This window comes from Amycolatopsis sp. NPDC104775 (genome assembly GCF_055583325.1).
In genome coordinates, this window is record NZ_JBVJOE010000004.1 from 211,766 (window position 1) to 231,330 (window position 19,565).

Here is a 19,565-nt window from a genome sequence, read left to right on the forward strand (position 1 = left end):
GCCGGATGACCAGTTCAGGGCCAGTGAACAACGCGGGGCCGAACCCCTCCGGGACGAACCCGGGCAGCAGCACGGAGGACAAGCTCCGCGACTACCTGCGCAAGGTCACCGCCGATCTGCAGACCACCAAGCGGCGGCTGCGGGAGGCGGAATCCGCGGCGCACGAGCCGATCGCGGTGGTCGGCATGGCCTGCCGGTACCCGGGTGGCGTGCGTAACCCGGCCGGGCTCTGGGAGCTGGTCGACCGCGGCGTGGACGCGATCGCCGAGTTCCCGGCCGACCGCGGCTGGAACACCGGCGGGCTCTACGATCCCGACCCGGACCGCGCCGGGCATTCGGTCACCCGCTCCGGCGGATTCCTCTACGACGCGGCCGGATTCGACGCCGGATTCTTCGGCATCGCACCACGCGAAGCGCTGGCGATGGACCCGCAACAGCGCTTGCTGCTCGAAGTCGCCTGGGAGAGCCTGGAATCAGCCCGGATCGACCCGGTCTCGCTGCGCGGCAGCGACACCGGCGTGTTCGTCGGCGTGATGTACCACGACTACGCGTCGCGGTTCGCCACGGTCCCGGACGGTTTCGAGGGCCACCTGGCCAACGGCAGCCTGGGCAGCATCGCCTCCGGCCGGGTTTCCTACGCCTTCGGTTTCCAGGGTCCGACGCTCACTTTGGACACTGCGTGCTCGTCCTCGCTGGTGGCGATTCACTTGGCGGCAAAGGCGTTGCGCGCGGGCGAGTGCTCCGTCGCGCTCGCCGGCGGGGCCACCGTGATGTCGTCGCCGCAGACATTCATCGAGTTCAGCCGTCAGCGCGGGCTTTCGCCGGACGGCCGCTGCAAGGCCTACGCCGAATCCGCGGACGGCACCGGCTGGGGCGAAGGCGTCGGTGTTCTCGCGTTGCGCAAGCTTTCCGATGCTGTGCGGGACGGAAACCAGGTGCTGGCGGTCATTCCCGGCAGCGCGGTCAACTCCGACGGCGCCAGCAGCCGGCTCACCGCGCCGAACGGCGTGGCGCAGCAGCGGGTCATCCGTGCCGCGCTCCGGGACGCAAGGGTCGATCCGGACGCGGTCGACGTCGTCGAGGGCCACGGCACGGGCACGCCGCTGGGTGACCCGATCGAAATCGCCGCGCTGCAGGCGGTCTACGGCCGCGAGCGAGCCGATGATCCGCTGTTCGTCGGCTCGCTCAAGGCCAACATCGGCCACACTCAGGCCGCGGCCGGGGTCGGCGGGGTGATCAAGCTCGTCGAGGCGATCCGGCACGGCCGGCTGCCGCGCAGCCTGCACGCCGATCGACTGTCCACGAAGGTCGACTGGGACGGCGGCGGGGTGGAAGTCCTGACGACGGAACGTGAGTGGCCGCGACGTTCCGGCACCCGTCGCGGCGCGGTGTCCGCCTTCGGAATCAGCGGCACCAACGCCCACGTCGTCGTGGAGGCGCCTCCGGCAGCCGAGCCGGCAGCCGAGGCGGAGGCGCCGAACGGGCCGGTGCCGCTCGTGCTGTCCGCTCGCAGCGTCAACGCGTTGCGAGCACAGGCGGCCCGTCTCGCGGAGGTCGACGCACACCCGGCGGATTTGGCGCACTCGCTGCTCACCACGCGAAGTCAGCATCCACTCAGGACAGTCGTGGCCGGCGCGACCGGCGACGAGCTGGCTGCGGAGCTGACCGCGGTCGCGGAGGGCGTTTTTGCCGCCGAGCCGATCGAGATCGACGCGTCGGCTCCGGCGCCGGCGACCGTGTTCGTCTTTCCTGGACAGGGTTCGCAGTGGCAGGGCATGGCCGAAGAACTCCTCGCGACCGCGCCGGTGTTCGCGGAGCGGATGGCAGAATGCGCGAATGCGCTGGCCCCGCACACCGGCTGGCACTTGCTGGATGTGCTGGCCGAGAAGCCCGGCGCACCGTCGCTCGACCGAGTCGACGTCCTGCAGCCTGCGTTGTTCGCAATGATGGTGTCGCTGGCCGCGTTGTGGCGTGCCCACGGCGTCGAGCCGAGTGCGGTCATCGGGCACTCGCAGGGCGAGATCGCCGCAGCGGTCGTCGCCGGTGCACTGTCTCTTGAGGACGGTGCCAAGGTGGTTGCGTTGCGCAGCGCCGCCATCACGGAGCTGAGCGGCCTCGGCGGCATGGTGTCCATCGCCGCCGCGCGAGCCGACGTCGAAAAGCGGATCGCTGCCTGGGAGGGCCGGATAGGCATCGCCGCGGTCAACGGGCCCGCCTCGATCGTCGTCTCCGGCGATGCCGACGCGCTGGACGAACTCTTCGCCGCCGCGGAAGAAGACACCCGCCGGGTGCCGGTCGACTACGCGTCGCACTCGGCACACGTCGCCCGGCTCGAAGAGCGGCTGCCGGCCGATCTCGCCGGGATCACCCCGCGCGCGTCCCAAGTGCCGGTCTACTCGACGGTGACCGGTGGCGTATTCGACACCGCCGAAATGACTCCGGCTTACTGGTACCGCAATCTCCGTCAGCCGGTCCTTTTGGAACAGTCGGTCATCGCCGCCCTGCGGGACGGCCACACGTTGTTCATCGAATGCAGTCCCCATCCGGTCTTGGCGGCGGGAATCGGGGACACCATCGAACAGGCCGGTGCGCCGGCTGCGTTCGTCGAAACCCTGCGCCGCGAGAAGGGCGGCTGGTCCCGGCTGCTGAGGTCGTTCGGCGCGGCCTACACCCGCGGTGCGCCGGTGGACTGGACCAAGCTCACCGACCACCCGGCCGCGCGTGCTGTCGAGTTGCCCACCTACGCGTTCGACCACTCCGACTACTGGCTGCTCGACACGGCTCGCCCCACCGGAGAGCCGGCTGGGCTGGGCCTGGACGAGGCCACGCATCCGTTGCTGGGAGCGGTGACCACCGTCGCCGGCCGCGAGCAGACCGTGTTCAGCGGCCGGATCTCGACCGGGGAACAGCCGTGGCTGGCCGGGCACCAGGTCGGTTCGCGGGTCCTGTTGCCTGCCACTGCCTTCCTCGAACTCGCCTGGCACGCCGCCGCGTCGTCCGGCTTCCCGCGGCTCGCCGACGTCACCTTTCATCGGCCGCTGATGCTCAGCGATGCCGCGGTCCGGCTTCAGATCACTGTGGACAGAGCCGCACGGACGCTGGAAATCCACTCCGCCGTGCCGGGCGGCCCGTGGACGCAGCACGTGACCGCGGCGCTCGCCGAATCCGGTCCAACCCCCGTGCGCAACAGTGCCTGGCCGCCCGAGGGTGACGAGATCGAGCCGGCCGGCCGTTACGACGAGCTCGCCGAAGCCGGGTACCACTACACCGGCGCGTTCCGTGGCCTGCGCAGGGCGTGGCAGTCCGGCGGCACGCACTACGCCGAAGTCGAACTGCCCGAGGGTGAGGACGGCTTCACCCTTCACCCGGCGTTGCTCGATGCCGCTCTGCATCCGCTGGCGATCGCGTCCGTGGCGGCCGAACCGGGCACGGTGGCGTTGCCGTTCGCCGTCGGCGCGGTGGAGATCTTCGCCGAGGGCGCGACCGCGGTACGCGCGGTGATCGAGCTGGCGGAGGGCGGGCACACCGTGCGGCTCTACGACCCGCAGGACGCCCCGGTGGCCGAGCTGGAAGCACTGGCGACGCGCCCGGTGTCGTTGCGGGAGCTCCTGAACAGTGCCGACGACACGGCCGAAGCCCTGCACCTGCTGCGGTGGCATCCGGTCGACACGGCCGAACTCGATGATGCCCCAGCGGTGACGCTCGACGGTGAAGCCATCCGGCCGGCCGGCAACCTCGCAGACGCGGTCCTCCGTTTCGACGCCCCCGGTACCGAGGCGCAGGCCGCCATCGAGGCGGCTCACCGTGCCTTGACCCTGGTGCAGAACCGGCTTGCCACGGACGAAGGCAGACTCGCGATCGTGACGTCGGCGGCGGTGTCCGCCCGGCCCGGCGAGACGCCCGCGCTCGCGGCAGCGGCCGCGGACGGGTTCCTGCGCTCGGCCCAAGCCGAGCATCCGGACCGGTTCCGGCTGATCGATGTGGACAGTGATCCCCGCTCGCTCGACGCGCTGCCGGCCGCGCTCGCGGTGGCCGGCGCGCCGCGGCTGGCCATTCGCGAAGGCATCGTCCTGCGTCCGGCGCTGACCCCGGTCACGGCGGACCCCGACGTGCTCACCCCGCCGCGGGGGCCGTGGCTGCTGGGCCTGACCGGGCACGGTTCGCTGGACAAGCTCACCTTCGCGCCCGCCCCGCACGTCGACGAAGACCTGGCGCCGGGACAGGTGAAGGTCGCCGTGCGCGCGGTCGGCCTGAACTTCCGGGACGTGATCATCAGCCTCGGCATGTACCCGGGCGACGCGGCAGTCGGCGCCGAGGCGGCCGGCGTCGTGGTCGCCCTCGGTCCGGACGTGCCGGATCTGCGGGTCGGCGACCGGGTGCTCGGCCTGTTCGAACTCGGTGCCACCGGCCCGTTCGCGGTGACCGACCACCGGCTGCTGACCACGTTCCCGGACGACTGGTCGTTCCCCGACGCGGCGACGGTCTGCGTGGCCTACCTGACCGCGTACTACGGACTGGCCGAGCTGGCCGGGGCCCGCGCGGGCGAGTCGCTGCTGCTGCACGCGGCGACCGGCGGGGTCGGCCTGGCCACCCTGCAGCTGGCCGAACACTGGGGTCTGACCGTGTACGCCACGGCGAGCCCGGCCAAGTGGCCGCTGCTGCGCGAGCGCGGCATCCCGGACGAGCGCATCGCCAGCTCCCGGACCACCGAGTTCGAGGAGAAGTTCCGGGACGCGACCGGCGGCCGCGGGGTCGATCTCGTGCTGAACTCGCTGACCGGGGAGTTCGTCGACGCCTCGCTGCGGCTGACCGCGCCCGGCGGCCGATTCCTGGAGATGGGCAAGCAGGACATCCGGAATCCGGAGAAGGTCGCCGCCGACCACGAGGGCGTCGCGTATCTCGCCTACGACGTGCGCGATCCCAGCCACGACCGGACCCGGCAGATGCTGGCCGAGCTGCTGCCGCTGTTCCGTGCCGGCACCCTCGGCCCGCTGCCGGTGACCGCGTGGGCGGCCCCGCGCGCGCCGGAGGCGTTGCGGCACCTGAGCCAGGCCCGGCACGTCGGCAAGATGGTGCTCACCCTGCCCGCTCCGCTCGATCCGGACGGCACCGTGCTGATCACCGGCGGCACGGGTGCGCTGGGCGCCCTGACCGCCGAGCACCTGGTCCGGGAGCACGGTGCGCGCCGGCTCGTGCTGACCAGCCGTCGGGGCCCGGCCGCCGACGGCGCTGCGGACCTGGTCGCCCGCCTGGCGAAGCTCGGCGCGCAAGCTTCCGTGGTCGCCTGTGACGCGGCGGACCGCGCCGATCTCGCCAAAGTCCTGGACGGCCTGGCGCATCCGCTCACCGCGGTCGTGCACGCGGCGGGCGTGATCGACGACGGCATGGTGTCCTCGTTGACGCCCGAGCGGCTCGACGCCGTGCTCCGGCCGAAGGTCGAGGCCGCATGGCACCTGCACGAGCTGACCCGTGACCACGAGCTGGCGGCTTTCGTACTGTTCTCCTCCGCCGCCGCGGTGATGGGCAATCCGGGCCAGTCGGCGTACGCGGCCGCGAACGCGTACCTCGACGCGCTGGCCGAACACCGGCAGGCGCTCGGACTTCCCTCGGTGTCTGTCGCATGGGGACTGTGGTCCCGCGTCAGTGCGATGACCGGGCATTTGGCCGGTGCCGACCGGGAACGGCTGGCACGCGCCGGTTTCGGTGCGCTGTCCGACGAACTCGGGCTGCGCCTGCTGGACAAGTCGCTGACCGCCGGGCCGGCGGCGGTGGTGGCCGTGCCGGTCGATCGCGCCGCACTGTCGCGTTCCGGTACCGCGCATCCGTTGCTGCGCCAGGACGGGCCGCGTCCGGTCCGGCTCGCCGCCGCGGCCGGTGCGCGGACCCCCGAGTCGTTCACCGGCCTGCTGGCCGGAATGTCCACAGTGGAACGCGGCAGGCATTTGCTGAACCTGGTCCGCACCACGGCTGCCGCGGTGCTCGGCCACAGCGGTGCCGATTCGGTGGAGAAAGCCAAGTCGTTCAAGCAGATCGGCTTCGACTCCCTGTCCGCGGTGGAATTCCGCAACCGGCTCAAGGCCGCCACCGGGTTGTCGCTGGCCGCGACGCTGGTGTTCGACCATCCGACGCCCGCGGAACTGGCCGAGTACCTGGGCACCCGGATCGGACCGGCGTCGCGTGCGGCCGAAGCGGTACCCGAGGTGCTGCCCGAGCTGGAGCGGCTGCGAGACGCCGTGACCGGGGTCCCGGAGAACGAACGCGAGGCGGTCGGCCGGCTGCTGCGCGAGCTGCTGAGCGCCGTGGAGACCTCCGCATACGCCGAGGCCGGGGACGACGAGCTGTTCGCCGCGCTCGACGAGGAACTCGGCAGATGACCACCACCCGCCTCACCGGAACAGAAGGTGTGATGACCGTGACCGACCGGCAGGGCAACGCCGGCTCGACCGAGGACCGGCTCCGCGACTACCTGCGCCGGGCCACCGCCGACCTCAAGTCCGCGCGGCAGCAGGTGCGCGAGCACGAGGCCCGGGCGAACGAGCCGATCGCGGTGATCGGCATCGGCTGCCGCTTCCCCGGCGGGGTGCGCGGTCCCGAAGACCTGTGGGAACTGGTGTCGAGCGGGACCGACGCGATCACCCCGTTCCCCGCCGACCGCGGCTGGGACCTGACCGGGCTGGCCTCCGGCAGCGGGCTGGGCAGCGCCGCGGCCCGCAGCGGCGGCTTCCTCACCGGCGCCGGCGGGTTCGACCCGGCGTTCTTCGAGATGAGCCCGCGCGAGGCGATCGCGGCCGATCCGCAGCAGCGGCTGCTGCTGGAAACCGCGTGGGAAGCCGTCGAACGCGCCGGAATCGACGCGAACACGCTGCGGGGCAGCGACACCGGCGTGTTCGTCGGCGTGATCGGCCAGGACTACGCCGCGGGCACCGAGGATCCCGGCGTCGAGGGCTATCGGATGACCGGTACCCAGAACAGCGTGGCGTCCGGCCGGCTGGCCTACCAGTTCGGCTTCCGCGGCCCGGCGATCACCCTCGACACCGCCTGTTCATCGTCACTGGTGGCCACGCACCTGGCCGTGCAGTCGCTGCGGCAGGGCGAATGCTCGCTTGCGCTGGCCGGCGGGGCGACGGTGCTCGCCACGCCCGAGGTGTTCGTCGAGTTCGCCCGGCAGGGCGGGCTGTCCCCCGACGGGCGGTGCCGGTCGTTCTCCAGCGACGCCAACGGAACCGGCCTCGGCGAGGGCGCCGGTCTGCTGCTGCTCGAACGGCTTTCGGACGCCCGCGCGCACGGTCGCCCGGTGCTCGCGGTGATCCGCGGCAGCGCGGTGAACCAGGACGGCGCGTCCAACGGCCTCACCGCGCCGAGCGGGCCGGCCCAGGCCCGGGTCATCCGCTCGGCACTGGCGGCCGCCGGGCTGCGCGCCGGGGACGTCGACGCCGTCGAGGCCCACGGCACGGGCACCGTGCTCGGCGATCCGATCGAAGCCCGGGCACTGCTGGAGGTCTACGGCCAGTCGCGGCCCGCTGGGCCCCTGTGGCTCGGCTCGATCAAGTCGAACATCGGGCACGCGCAGGCGGCGGCTGGTGCCGCCGGGCTGATCAAGATGATCATGGCGATGCGCGCCGGTACGCTGCCGCCGACGTTGCACTTGAACGAGCCGACTCCCGATGTCGACTGGTCCGGTGGCGCGGTGCAGCTGCTCGCGGACGCGATGCCGTGGCCGGAAGCCGAGCGTCCGCGTCGTGCGGCGGTGTCGTCGTTCGGCATCAGCGGGACGAACGCGCACGTGATCGTCGAGCAGGCCGAGGAGACCTCCGTGCCCGCCGACACGCCGGTGTCCCTGCCTGCGGTGCCGTTGCTGCTGTCCGCACGGTCCGTGGCCGCGCTGCGGGATCAGGCCCGGCGGCTGGATGCGTTGCTGCGTTCGGATTCTGCACCTCGGCCGTTGGATGCGGCGTACTCGATGGCGGCCGGACGGTCGTTCTTCGAGTACCGCGCGGGCGTCGTCGCTGCGGATCGCGATCGGCTGCTCGCCACGCTGTCGGAAATCGCCGACGGGCGGATCGCTCCGTCCACGGTGACCGGTGGGCTGGCGTTCCTATTCGCCGGGCAGGGCAGCCAGCGACTGGGCATGGGCCGGGCTTTGCACGCGGCGTTCCCGGTGTTCGCCGAGGCTTTCGACGAGATCACCGAGCGTTTCGACTCGCAGTTGCCGACGCCGTTGCGACAGGTGATGTGGGATGAACCGGACTTGCTCGGCCGGACCGAGTTCACTCAGCCCGCGTTGTTCACCATGGAGATCGCGCTCTACCGGCAGCTGCACGCCTGGGGTTTGCGTCCCGACGTGCTGCTCGGTCACTCGATCGGCGAGCTGGCCGCAGCGCACGCCGCGGGCGTCCTGTCGCTGGAGGACGCCTGCGTATTGGTCGGCGCTCGCGGCCGGTTGATGGCGGCCGCGCCGTCCGGTGGCGCGATGGCGGCGATCCGGGCCTCGGAGAGGGAGGTGCGCGAGACGCTGGCGGACTACCGTTCCGTCGTCGAAGTCGCGGCCGTCAACGGTCCACAAGCGACAGTGTTGTCCGGGGATCGGGAAGCGGTGGACGAACTCGCCGCGCAGTGGACCGCGGCCGGCCGGAAGGTCACCCGGCTGCGGGTCAGCCACGCGTTCCATTCCCCGCACATGGAGGGCATTCTCGACGAGTTCGCCGGGATCGCGGACGCGCTGGAGTTCCACCACCCCTCGATCCCGGTGGTGTCCAATGTGACCGGTCGGCTGCTCACTGCCGAGGACGCCCGGTCGCCGGAGTACTGGGCGCGGCATATCCGCCAGGCTGTCCGGTTCGCCGACGGCGTGCGTACGCTCACTGAGCTCGGAGTCCGGACGGCGGTGGAAATCGCGCCGGACGGTGCGTTGAGTGCGCTGGCCCGCGAATGCACCGATGAGGTCGTGTTCGCCGCCGCGGCGAGGGAAAAGCGAGACGCGGCGGAAACACTGCTCGACGCGGTGGTGACCGCGCAGCTGCGGACTCCGTCTCCGGACCGGGTTTCGCTGTTCGACTGGACCGGTGCCACGCGGACTGACCTTCCGACCTATCCGTTCCAGCGGACCGACCTCTGGCTGAACCCGGCAGCACCGTCCATTAGGGACACCGGTGCGGACTTCTGGACAGCCGTGGAAGCGGACGACATCACGACTTTGGGGGAGAAGCTCGACCTGCCGGAGTCCGGCCGCGCCGCGCTCGCCGAGGTGGTCCCTGCGCTGGCGGCCTGGCGACGGGGACAGGCGCAGCGGGCTGCTGCCGCCGAATTGCAACTGCAGGTCCAGTGGTCTGCTGTGGACACCAGTGCCGCGGTGCCGCGGGGTACCTGGCTTGTCGTCGGCGAAGCGGCGGATCTGGTGGCCGTGCTCGGCACCGACGTGCGCACCGTCACGCCGGAAGCTTTCGCTACGGACCCGATCGGCGATGTCGCCGGTGTGGTCGTCGCGGCCGACGGCTCCGTCACAGCCACGCTTGCCGCGCTTGCCGCCGTGACCGGAGCCGGCATCGAAGTTCCGGTGTGGGTGGTCACTCGGGACGCCGTCGCCGCGGTCCCGAGCGACCACCGCCGGGCCATGCGGCCGGAACAGGCGGCGATATGGGGTTTGCTGCGCACGATCTCGCTCGAGCGACCGGGTTGCCGTGGTGGCCTGGTGGACCTGCCCGGCACCCTCGACCGGCGGAGCGCCGCGCGGCTGCGCGCGGTGCTCGCCGAGCCGGGTGTGGAAGATCAGTTCGCCGTCCGGGCGGCCGGTGTGTTCGTCCCGCGGCTGGTCCGTGCCGAAGACCACGGCGGACAGTGGCGTACCAGCGGTACCGCGCTGATCACCGGTGGTACCGGAGCGCTGGGCGGGCACGTCGCGCGGATGCTCGTCGAACGCGGCGCGACCCGGGTGGTGCTGCTCAGCCGGCGTGGCCCGGCCGCGGACGGCGCCGGCGCGCTGCGTGCCGAATTGACTGAACTCGGCGCCGAGGTCGAGATCCTGGCTTGCGACGTCACCGACGCCGGTGAGCTGGCCTCGGTGGTCTCGGCCGCGAAGGACGCTGACGCGCCGTACCGCGCGGTCGTGCACACTGCGGGTGCGCTGTGGCGCGGCGAAACAGAGTCGATCACCGAGGCCGAAGTCGCCGAGGTGTGCGGTGCGAAGGTCGAAGGCGCCAAAGCCCTCGACGCGATTTTCGCCGATACCGAGCTCGACGCCTTTGTCCTCTACTCCTCGGTTTCGGGCACGTGGGGTGCGGGCGGCCAAGCCTTGTACGCCGCGGCGAACGCCGCGTTGGACGCGATCGCCGGCACCCGCCGGAGCCGCAAGCAGAAAGCCGTGTCGATCGCGTGGGGCCGGTGGGCCGGAGACGGCATGGTCGACGCCGAAGCCGCCGAGTATCTGCGCAAACGCGGTCTACGGGGACTCGACCCGAAGCAGGCCGTCACCGCGCTCGCCGACGTGCTGGCCACCGAGGCCACCACCGCGGTGATCGCGGACATCGACTGGCCAGTGTTCGTCAAGGCGTTCACGTCGAGCCGCCCGACCCGGTTCTTCGACGCACTGCTCACCGCACCGGCCACGGTGGCGGCTACCCCCGTTCCGACCACGGAGCTCGCCGGTTTGCCGGCGAAACAACGGGAACGCGCTCTTCGGGACCTGGTCCGCGAGCAGGTCGCTGTGGTGCTCGGGCACTCCGATCCGTCCGGTTTGGACTCGGCACGCCCGTTCACCGAACTCGGCATCGACTCGCTGACGGCGGTGGAGTTTCGCGACCGCATCGTCGCGGCCACCGGCTTGAGCTTGCCCACGACGGTGGTGTTCGACCAGCCGACCCCGGACGCGCTCGCCACCCACCTGCTCGGCTTGCTCGGCGAGGGCGCCACCGAAGACGGCCGGAGGACCGACGTGGCGGCCGCGGACGACCCGATCGCCATCGTCGCGATGAGCTGCCGGTTCCCCGGCGGGGTGCGGTCGCCGGAGGACCTGTGGCGGCTGGTCGCCGAAGGCGCCGATGCGATCGGCGAGTTTCCTGCCGACCGCGGCTGGGACCCGGACGCGCTCTACGACCCGGACCCCGACGCGGCAGGCAAGTCCACTGTGCGCACCGGCGGATTCCTGCACGACGCAACGATGTTCGATGCCGCGTTCTTCGGCATCTCGCCCCGCGAAGCGTTGTCGATGGACCCGCAGCAGCGCGTCGCGCTGCAGATCGCGTGGGAGCTTTTCGAACGCGCCGGGCTGCGTGCGAGCGACCTGCGTGGCACGTCCACCGGCGTGTTCGTCGGGACCAACGGCCAGGAGTACTCGTCGCTGCTGATGGCCGATCCCGGTGCTAGTGAAGGCTTCGTGGTCACCGGAACGGCGAGCAGTGTCCTTTCCGGACGGCTGGCTTACACCTTCGGCCTGCAGGGCCCGGCGGTCAGTGTCGACACCGCGTGCTCGTCCTCGCTGGTGTCAATGCACTTGGCCGCCAAGGCACTGCGTGCCGGTGAGTGCACGCTGGCGCTCGCCGGTGGCGTCACGGTGTTGTCCAAGCCGAGCCTTTTCGTCGAGTTCAGCCGGCAGCGGGCGCTCGCTGCCGACGGGCGTTGCAAGGCGTTCGCGGACGCCGCGGACGGCACTGGCTGGGGCGAAGGAGCCGGTCTCGTACTGCTGGAACGCCTGTCCGACGCACGCCGCAACGGGCACCCGGTACTCGCGGTCCTCCGTGGGCACGGCCTGAACCAGGACGGCGCCAGCAACGGCCTGTCCGCCCCGAACGGCGCCGCGCAGGAACGGCTGATCCGGGACACGCTCGCCGGTGCGGGGTTGAGTACTGCCGACGTGGACCTGGTGGAGGCACACGGCACCGGCACCCGGCTGGGCGACCCGATCGAGGCCAGTGCTCTGCTGGCGACCTACGGCCGGAACCGGCCTGCCGACCGTCCACTGTGGCTTGGTTCGGTGAAGTCCAACATCGGCCACACGCAGGCCGCCGCGGGCGTCGCCGGCGTGATCAAGGCCGTGCAGGCGCTGCGGCACGGGGTGCTGCCCCCGACCCTGCACGTCGACGCACCCAGCAGCAAGGTCGACTGGAACAGCGGCGCGGTCGCCTTGGTCACCGAAACGACGCCGTGGCCGGAAGCGCACCGCCCTCGGCGCGCGGCGGTCTCGTCGTTCGGAATCAGCGGCACGAACGCGCACGTGATCCTGGAACAGCCCGAGGAGCCGGCCGGTCCCGCTGTGGCCGAGCCGGCAAGGGTCCTTCCGTTCGTGCTCTCGGCCCGATCCGAAGAAGCATTGCACGAGCTCGCGACGCGACTTGCCGCTGACGTTCCGGCCGAGGCCGCTGCGGTCGCGCGGACGCTGGCCCGGCACCGGGACGTCTTCGAGTACCGCACGGTCGTGCTCGCCGAGGACGCCGACGGTCTCCGCGACGGGTTGCGGGAGACGGCCGAACCGCTGGTCGACACCGTGGTCAGCGGCCGCGTCATGCGGGGCGCGGACGGGCCGATCGCCTTCGTTTTCCCCGGTCAGGGCTCGCAGTGGGCCGGCATGGCCGCGGAGTTGTTCGACCACAGCGACACGTTCGCCGATGCGTTCACCGAATGCGCCGAGGCGCTGGCCGAGCACGTCGACTGGTCGCCGCTGGCGGTCCTGCGCAGCGAACCGGGCGCGCCGGGGCTCGACCGGGTCGACGTCGTGCAGCCGATGCTGTTCGCGGTGATGGTTTCCCTGGCCCGGCTGTGGCAGTCCTTCGGCGTCTACCCGGACGCGGTGATCGGGCATTCCCAAGGCGAGATCGCGGCGGCCTGCGTGGCCGGGGCCCTCACCCTGCGGGACGCGGCGCTGGTCGTCGCCCGGCGCAGCATCGCGATCGGCGAACTGGCCGGACAGGGCGGCATGGTCTCGATGGTCGCGACGACCGCCGAAGCGGCCGCCCGGATCGAACGCTGGAACGGGCGGATCGCCATCGCCGCCGTCAACGGTCCTACCGCGACAGTCGTCGCCGGGGAACCCGAAGCACTCGACGAGTTGCTGACCGAATGCGCCGAAGCCGGGGTCACCGCACGCCGCATCCCGGTGGACTACGCGTCGCACACCCGGCAGGTCGAACAGCTGCGGGAACGGCTGGCGCGCGACCTCGCCGGCATCCGGCCGCGGCCGACCACGGTGGTCGTGCAGTCCACTGTGACCGGTACCGCGATCGATCCGTCCACTATGGACGCCGAGTACTGGTACACGAACCTGCGGCGGACGGTCCGGCTGCGGGATGCGGTGAGCGGGCTGGCCGAACAGGGTTACCGGGTGTTCCTCGAACCGAGTCCGCATCCGACGTTGCGGCTTCCGGTCGAGGAGACCGTGGAAGCCGCAACGGGCGGCGCGGCCTCGGTCGTCGCCGGCACGCTGGTCCGCGAACGCGGCGGCTGGCGGCGCTGGCTGGCCGCGGTGGCGGAACTGGCCACCGCCGGGGTGCCGGTCGACTGGACCCCCGCGGTGGGCAGCGCCGGGCCGCTCGCGGACCTGCCGACGTATCCGTTCCAGGGCGAATGCTTCTGGCCCGAGCCGGCCCGCGGCACCGGCGATCCGGCCGCACTCGGCCTCGTACCGGCGATGCACCCGGTGCTCGGCGCCGGGATGGACCTGCCCGACGGCAGCACCGTCTTCACCGGGCGGATCTCGGTCGCGGCCGATCCGTGGGTCGCCGACCACGCCGTCTCCGGCAGCACGCTGGTGCCCGCCACGGCGATCGCGGACCTGGCTCTGCACGTCGCCGACGTGCTGCGGACCGGGTGCGGACTGGCCGAACTCGCCGTCGTCGCACCGCTCGTGCTGCCGCGGGACGGCGGTGCTGAGCTGCGCGTCACGGTAGGAGCGTCCGATGCGGCCGGTCGCCGCGCGGTCACTGTGCATTCCCGGGTCAACAGTCCGGAGTGGACTCGGAACGCCACTGCCGCGCTGGTTCCCGACGTGGCTCCGGTGACCGACGACCTGACGGCCTGGCCCCCGGCCGGGGCGCAGCCGATCGCCGTGGACGGGCTCTATCCGGACCTGGCCGTGCAGGGTTACCAGTACGGTCCCGCGTTGCAGGGCTTGCGCGCCGCGTGGCAGGCGGGGGACACCTGGTATGTCGAGGTGGAACCGCTGGAGGCGGCCGGTTACCACGTCCATCCGGCCACTGTGGACGCCGCCTTGCACGTGCTCGGGCTGCTCCCGGCCGGCGATCTGCCCGCCGGGCACATCCGGTTGCCGTTCGCCTGGTCCGGCGTCCGCCGGTACGGGGGCAGCGCGGCCGACGGGCCGTTGCGTGCCCGGATCGAGCCGCGGGGTGACGAACTCGCGGTCGTGCTCGCCGACAGCACCGGCCGGGTCCTGCTGAGCATTGCCTCGCTCTCGCTGCGTGCGGTTCCTGCGGACGTCCTCGCCGCGGCTGCCGTCGTCGACGACGCGTTGTTCGTGTCGCGCTGGATTCCGGCGGACCCCGCGGAGCCGGCCGGCTGGCCGGATTCGATGGCCGCGCTCGCCGGTCCGGCGGAACGGCTGGCCGCCGAGCTGATCGCGGCCGGCGGCGGGGTCTGTGTGGTACCCGATTTCGGTTCAGTGACCGGGGAATCCGTGCTCACCGCTTTGCCGGCGTCCGGCACCGACGCGTCGGCCGCCGAAACCGCCGCACGCGACGCGCTGAGCCTGGTCCACCGCTGGCGGCAAGACGCACCGGAAGCCCGGCTCGTCGTGGTCACCACCGGCGCGACCGCCACGGTGCCCGATCCGGCGGCGGCGACCGCGTGGGGTCTGCTGCGGACCGTCCAAAGCGAACACCCGGACCGAGTCGTGCTGCTCGACCTCGCCGACGAAACCGCCGCGCAGGACGGCGCGGCGGTGCTGTCCGCACTCCGGAGCGGACACTCACAGCTGTCGGTGAACTCGTCGGGAACCCTTGTCCCGAGGCTGATGCCGCTCAGTGTGCCGGACGGCCGCGGCTGGAGCGCCGGCGAAGGCACCGTGGTCGTCACCGGGGGCTCGGGCACGCTCGGCCGGACCATCGCCCGGCACCTGGTCACCCGGCACGGCGTCCGTGCCCTTCTGTTGCTCAGCCGGCAAGGCGCTGCCGCGCCCGGTGCCGGGGAATTCGCCACGGAGCTGGCCGAGGCGGGCGCCAAGGTGGACACGGTGGCCTGCGACATCGGGGACCGCGACGCGGTGGCCGCGGCGCTGGCCGGCCGATCGGTCAGCCTGGTGCTGCACACCGCGGGGGTGCTCGACGACGGCCTGGTGGACACGCTCACGCCGGAGCGGCTGGACGCGGTGCTGCGGCCGAAGGTGCGGGGTGCCTGGCACCTGCACGAGATCGTGCCCGACGCGCAGCTGGTGCTGTTCTCCGCGGCGGCCGGGACGTTCGGCAGCGCCGGGCAGGCCAGTTACGCGGCGGCCAACGCCTACCTCGACGCTCTCGCCCGGCACCGCCGTGCGCTGGGCCTGCCGGGTGCCGCGCTGGCGTGGGGCCTGTGGGCGACCGCGAGCGGCATGACCGGCGCGCTGACCGCGAACGACCTCGACCGGCTGGCCGCCGCCGGTATCCAGCCGATCACCGACGCGCTCGGCCGCGACCTGTTCGACGCGGCGCTCGCCACCGAGGAGCCGGTCACCGTGCCGATTCGGCTGGATCTCGCGGGCCTGCGGGCCCGCGGTAGCAGTGCGCACCCGCTGCTGGCCGGCCTCATCGCGCCCGCCACGCCGGCGATTTCCCGGCGGGCCGGGCTGGCGGCTCGGCTGGCGGCCGCCGGACCGGACGAACGGCCGGCGCTGGTGACGACGTTCGTCCGAGGCCACGTCGCCGCGGTGCTCGGCCACGAGGACGTCGGCGCGGTCCCTCTCGACCAGCCGTTCACCGAACTGGGCTTCACCTCGTTGAGCGCGGTCGAGCTGCGCAACCGGATCACCCGTGCCGCGGACGTCCGGCTCGCCACTACGGTCGTGTTCGACTACCCGACGGTGTCCGCGCTGGCCGGGCATCTGCTCGAACTCACGCAAGCGCGCCCGGCCGAACCGGCCGTGGACCTGGTCTCCGAGGTGGACCGGCTGGAACGCGTACTGCTGGCGGCCACCGTGGACGCGGCGACCCGGGAGCGGCTGGCCGGCCGGTTGCACCGGTTGCTCGGAGAGCTGCGCCCGCCCGCCGAAAGCGTCGCGGAAGCCGAATCCGACCTGCTCGAAGGCGATGCCGAGGCCTTGCTGCGGTTCATCGACAGCACCGTCGACGGTTGAGCCGAATCCCGTCCCGTCGTCCTGGAGGAGGAAGCCGATGCCCAGCGAGCAGGAGCTGGTGGAGTACCTGCGCAAGGTCACGATCGACTTGCAGGCGACCAAACGCAGGCTGCGTGCGGCCGAGGCGGTCGGCCGCGAGCCGATCGCGGTGATCGGCGCTGGCTGCCGCTATCCCGGCGGCGCCGATTCGGCCGCCGCGCTGTGGCGGCTGGTCGCCGGCGGGGTCGACGCGATCTCCGGCTTCCCGGACAACCGGGGCTGGGCGCTGCACGGCCTGGTCGACCCGGATCCGGCCAGCACCGGGCATTCGGTGACCGGATCCGGCGGCTTCCTGCACGACGCGGCCGGATTCGACGCCGCGTTCTTCGGCATCGCGCCGCGGGAAGCGCTCGCGATGGACCCGCAGCAGCGGCTGCTGCTGGAGGTCGGCTGGGAAAGCCTCGAAGACGCCGGGCTCGACCCGAACTCCTTGCACGGCAGCGACACCGGGGTGTTCGTCGGCCTCATGTACAGCGACTACGGGACCCGGCTCGGGGCCGCGCCGCCGGAGCTGGAGGCGTTCCTCGGGCAGGGCAGCTCTCCGAGCGTCGCCTCCGGTCGCATCGCTTACACGTTCGGCTTCCACGGGCCGGCGATCACCGTTGACACCGCGTGTTCGTCCTCGCTGGTGTCGCTGCACTTGGCGATGAACTCCCTGCGGGCCGGCGAATGCTCGCTGGCGCTGGCCGGCGGGGCGACCGTCATGTCGAATCCGGGCCCGTTCATCGAGTTCAGCCGCCAGCGCGGCCTTTCACCGGACGGCCGCTGCCGTTCGTACGCCGACGACGCGGACGGCACCGGATTCGCCGAGGGCGTGGGGATCGTGGTGCTCAAGCGGCTGTCCGACGCGCAGCGCGACGGCGACCGCGTCCTGGCGGTACTCGCCGGGTCCGCGGTCAACCAGGACGGGCAGTCCAACGGCCTCACCGCACCGAACGGCCTTGCCCAGCAACGAGTCATCCGCGCGGCGCTCGGCGACGCGGGCCTGGGCCCCGAGGCGATCGACGTGGTCGAAGGCCACGGAACCGGCACGACGCTGGGTGACCCGATCGAGATCACCGCACTCCAGGCGGTCTATGGAAAGGGCCGGGCCGCCGGCGACGAGGTGCTGCTCGGCTCACTCAAGTCGAATCTGGGCCACACCCAGGCAGCGGCCGGGGTCGGCGGCGTGATCAAGATGGTCCAGGCGGTGCGGCACGGGGTCGTACCGGCCACCCTGCATGCCGAGACCCCGTCCTCGCGGGTCGAATGGGAAGACGGTGGGGTGCGGCTCGCCGGCCGGGCGATGGCATGGCCCGAACGCGGACCCGTGCGCCGGGCCGCGGTCTCGTCCTTCGGGATCAGCGGGACCAACGCGCACCTGATCGTCGAGTCGGCTCCGGTTGCCGAACCGGCCGAGGTCGCGGGGCCGGCGCCCAGCGGTCCGGTGCCGTGGGTCTTCTCCGCGCGGTCCGCCGGGGCGCTGCGGGAACAGGCCGCCCGGCTGGCCGAGCTGGCCGCGGATCCGGCAGTGGACCTGTGGTCGGCCGGGCGCGCGCTGGTCACGAACCGCACCGGGCATCCGCTGCGGGCAGTGGTGATCGGCGCCGACCGGGCCGACCTCCGGCACGGTCTCAGCTCACTCGCCGCCGGCCGGACCGCCCGCGGAAGCGCTACCGGATCGGCCGAATCCCTTGGGGCACTGGGCTTCCTGTTCACCGGTCAGGGCAGCCAGCGCGCGGGGATGGGCACCGAACTGCGATCCCCGAACGGAGTGTTCGGCAGTGCTTACGCGGACACCTTCGCCCGCGTTGCCGCGGTAGTCGATCCGGTGCTGCCGAAGCCGCTCGCCGACGTGGTCTACGGCGGTCAAGGCGACCTCATCGACCATACGGTGTATGCGCAGACGTCGCTGTTCGCCTTGCAGGTGTCTCTCGTGGAGGTCTGCCGTTCGCTGGGCGTCGTTCCCGCGCACGTGTGCGGGCATTCGGTGGGCGAGATCGCGGCCGCGGTCACCGCAGGCGTGTTGGACCTCGAAGACGGTGCCCGGCTCGTGGCCGCGCGGGCCAGGTTGATGGGCGCGTTGCCGCCCGGCGGCGCGATGCTCTCGGTCGCCGCCGCGGAGAGCGAGGTGCTCGACGCGCTCGCTTCCGGCCCGGCCGGTGAGGTCGGCATCGCCGCGGTGAACGCACTGCAGGCGTCGACGCTGTCCGGCACCGAAGAAGGCGTTGCCGCGGTGGAAGCCGTGCTCCGCGGCCGCGGCGTCAAATGCGTGCGGCTGCGGGTGAGTCACGCTTTCCACTCGGCGCTGATGGAACCGATGCTTGAGGAATTCGGCGAAGCCATCAGTGGACTGGACTTCCGCGAAGCCCGGATCCCGTTGTACTCGACGGTCACCGGCGCCCTGGCCGGGGACGAGCTGCGCGATCCGTCGTATTGGGTACGTCAGGTGCGGATGCCGGTCCGTTTCGCCGACGCGGTGCGGGCAATGCACGACGGCGGGGCGCGGCTGCTGCTCGAAGCCGGCCCGGACGGAGTGCTGAGCACGCTCGCCCAGACGACGCTGTCCGGCCAGGACGTCACCGCGCTGCCCATGTTGCGGCGGAAGCGGTCGGCTGAGGTCTCCCTGATGACGGCTTTGGCCCAGGCCTCCGTGCGCGGGGCCGGCGTCGACTGGTCGAGGCTGTTCGCGGCCGTCCCCGCCCGCCACGTGGAACTGCCGAAGTATCCATTCCAGCACAACGACTACTGGCTCACCGGGCCGTCCGGCGGACGGGGTGACGCGGCGTTCTGGTCCGCAGTGGACGACGCGGACGTCGAAGCCCTGGCCGCGCGGTTGACCCTGACCCCGGAGCAGCGGGACGCACTCACCGTCGTGCTGCCCGCGCTGGCCACCTGGCGGGCCCCGGCATCCGAACCGATCCCGGCCGCCGAGGCGAGCGAGGAGTCCGACGAGCTGCGCCGGCTGCTGGCCGCCGCGGATCCCGAGGGCCAGATCCAGCTGCTGCTGGACCTCGCGCGCAGCCAGGCCGCCGAGGTTCTCGGGCACAGTTCGATGGACGCGGTCGACGCACGCACTCCGTTCACCGACGCGGGGTTCACCTCGTTCACCGCGCTGGAGCTGCGCAACCGGCTCTGCGAGTCGACCGGGCTGCTGCTGCCGCCGGTCGTGGTGTTCGAGAACCCGACGCCGCACGATCTCGTCCGGTATCTGCATGCCGAACTGACCAAGGGCCTCGCGCCCCGCTGACCGATCAACGCCGTCCGCACCTCGCGGAAC

The 19,565-nt window shown here is 72.1% G+C and carries 2 protein-coding genes and 1 pseudogene; all 3 read left to right on the forward strand.

The window, feature by feature from the left end:
• Positions 1 to 5 precede the first annotated feature (5 nt).
• Positions 6 to 6,374 (forward strand): SDR family NAD(P)-dependent oxidoreductase, encoded by a 6,369-nt coding sequence (locus tag ACZ63D_RS19525; RefSeq protein ID WP_465355726.1) that lies wholly within the window; start codon positions 6 to 8, stop codon positions 6,372 to 6,374.
• Complete coding sequence (locus ACZ63D_RS19530) at positions 6,371 to 16,267, forward strand: type I polyketide synthase (protein ID WP_465355727.1); 9,897 nt, start codon at positions 6,371 to 6,373, stop codon at positions 16,265 to 16,267. Before ACZ63D_RS19525 ends, ACZ63D_RS19530 begins: the two co-directional genes overlap by 4 nt.
• 40 nt (positions 16,268 to 16,307) lie before the next feature.
• Positions 16,308 to 19,535: pseudogene (locus tag ACZ63D_RS19535) on the forward strand (type I polyketide synthase); the annotation flags it as partial.
• Between the last annotated feature and the right edge of the window lie 30 nt (positions 19,536 to 19,565).

Bases quoted from the DNA above. Each gene is read 5' to 3' on its own strand.
- ACZ63D_RS19525 (WP_465355726.1), top strand. From the start codon at position 6: ATGACCAGTTCAGGGCCAGTGAACAACGCGGGGCCGAACCCCTCCGGG.
- ACZ63D_RS19530 (WP_465355727.1), top strand. From the start codon at position 6,371: ATGACCACCACCCGCCTCACCGGAACAGAAGGTGTGATGACCGTGACC.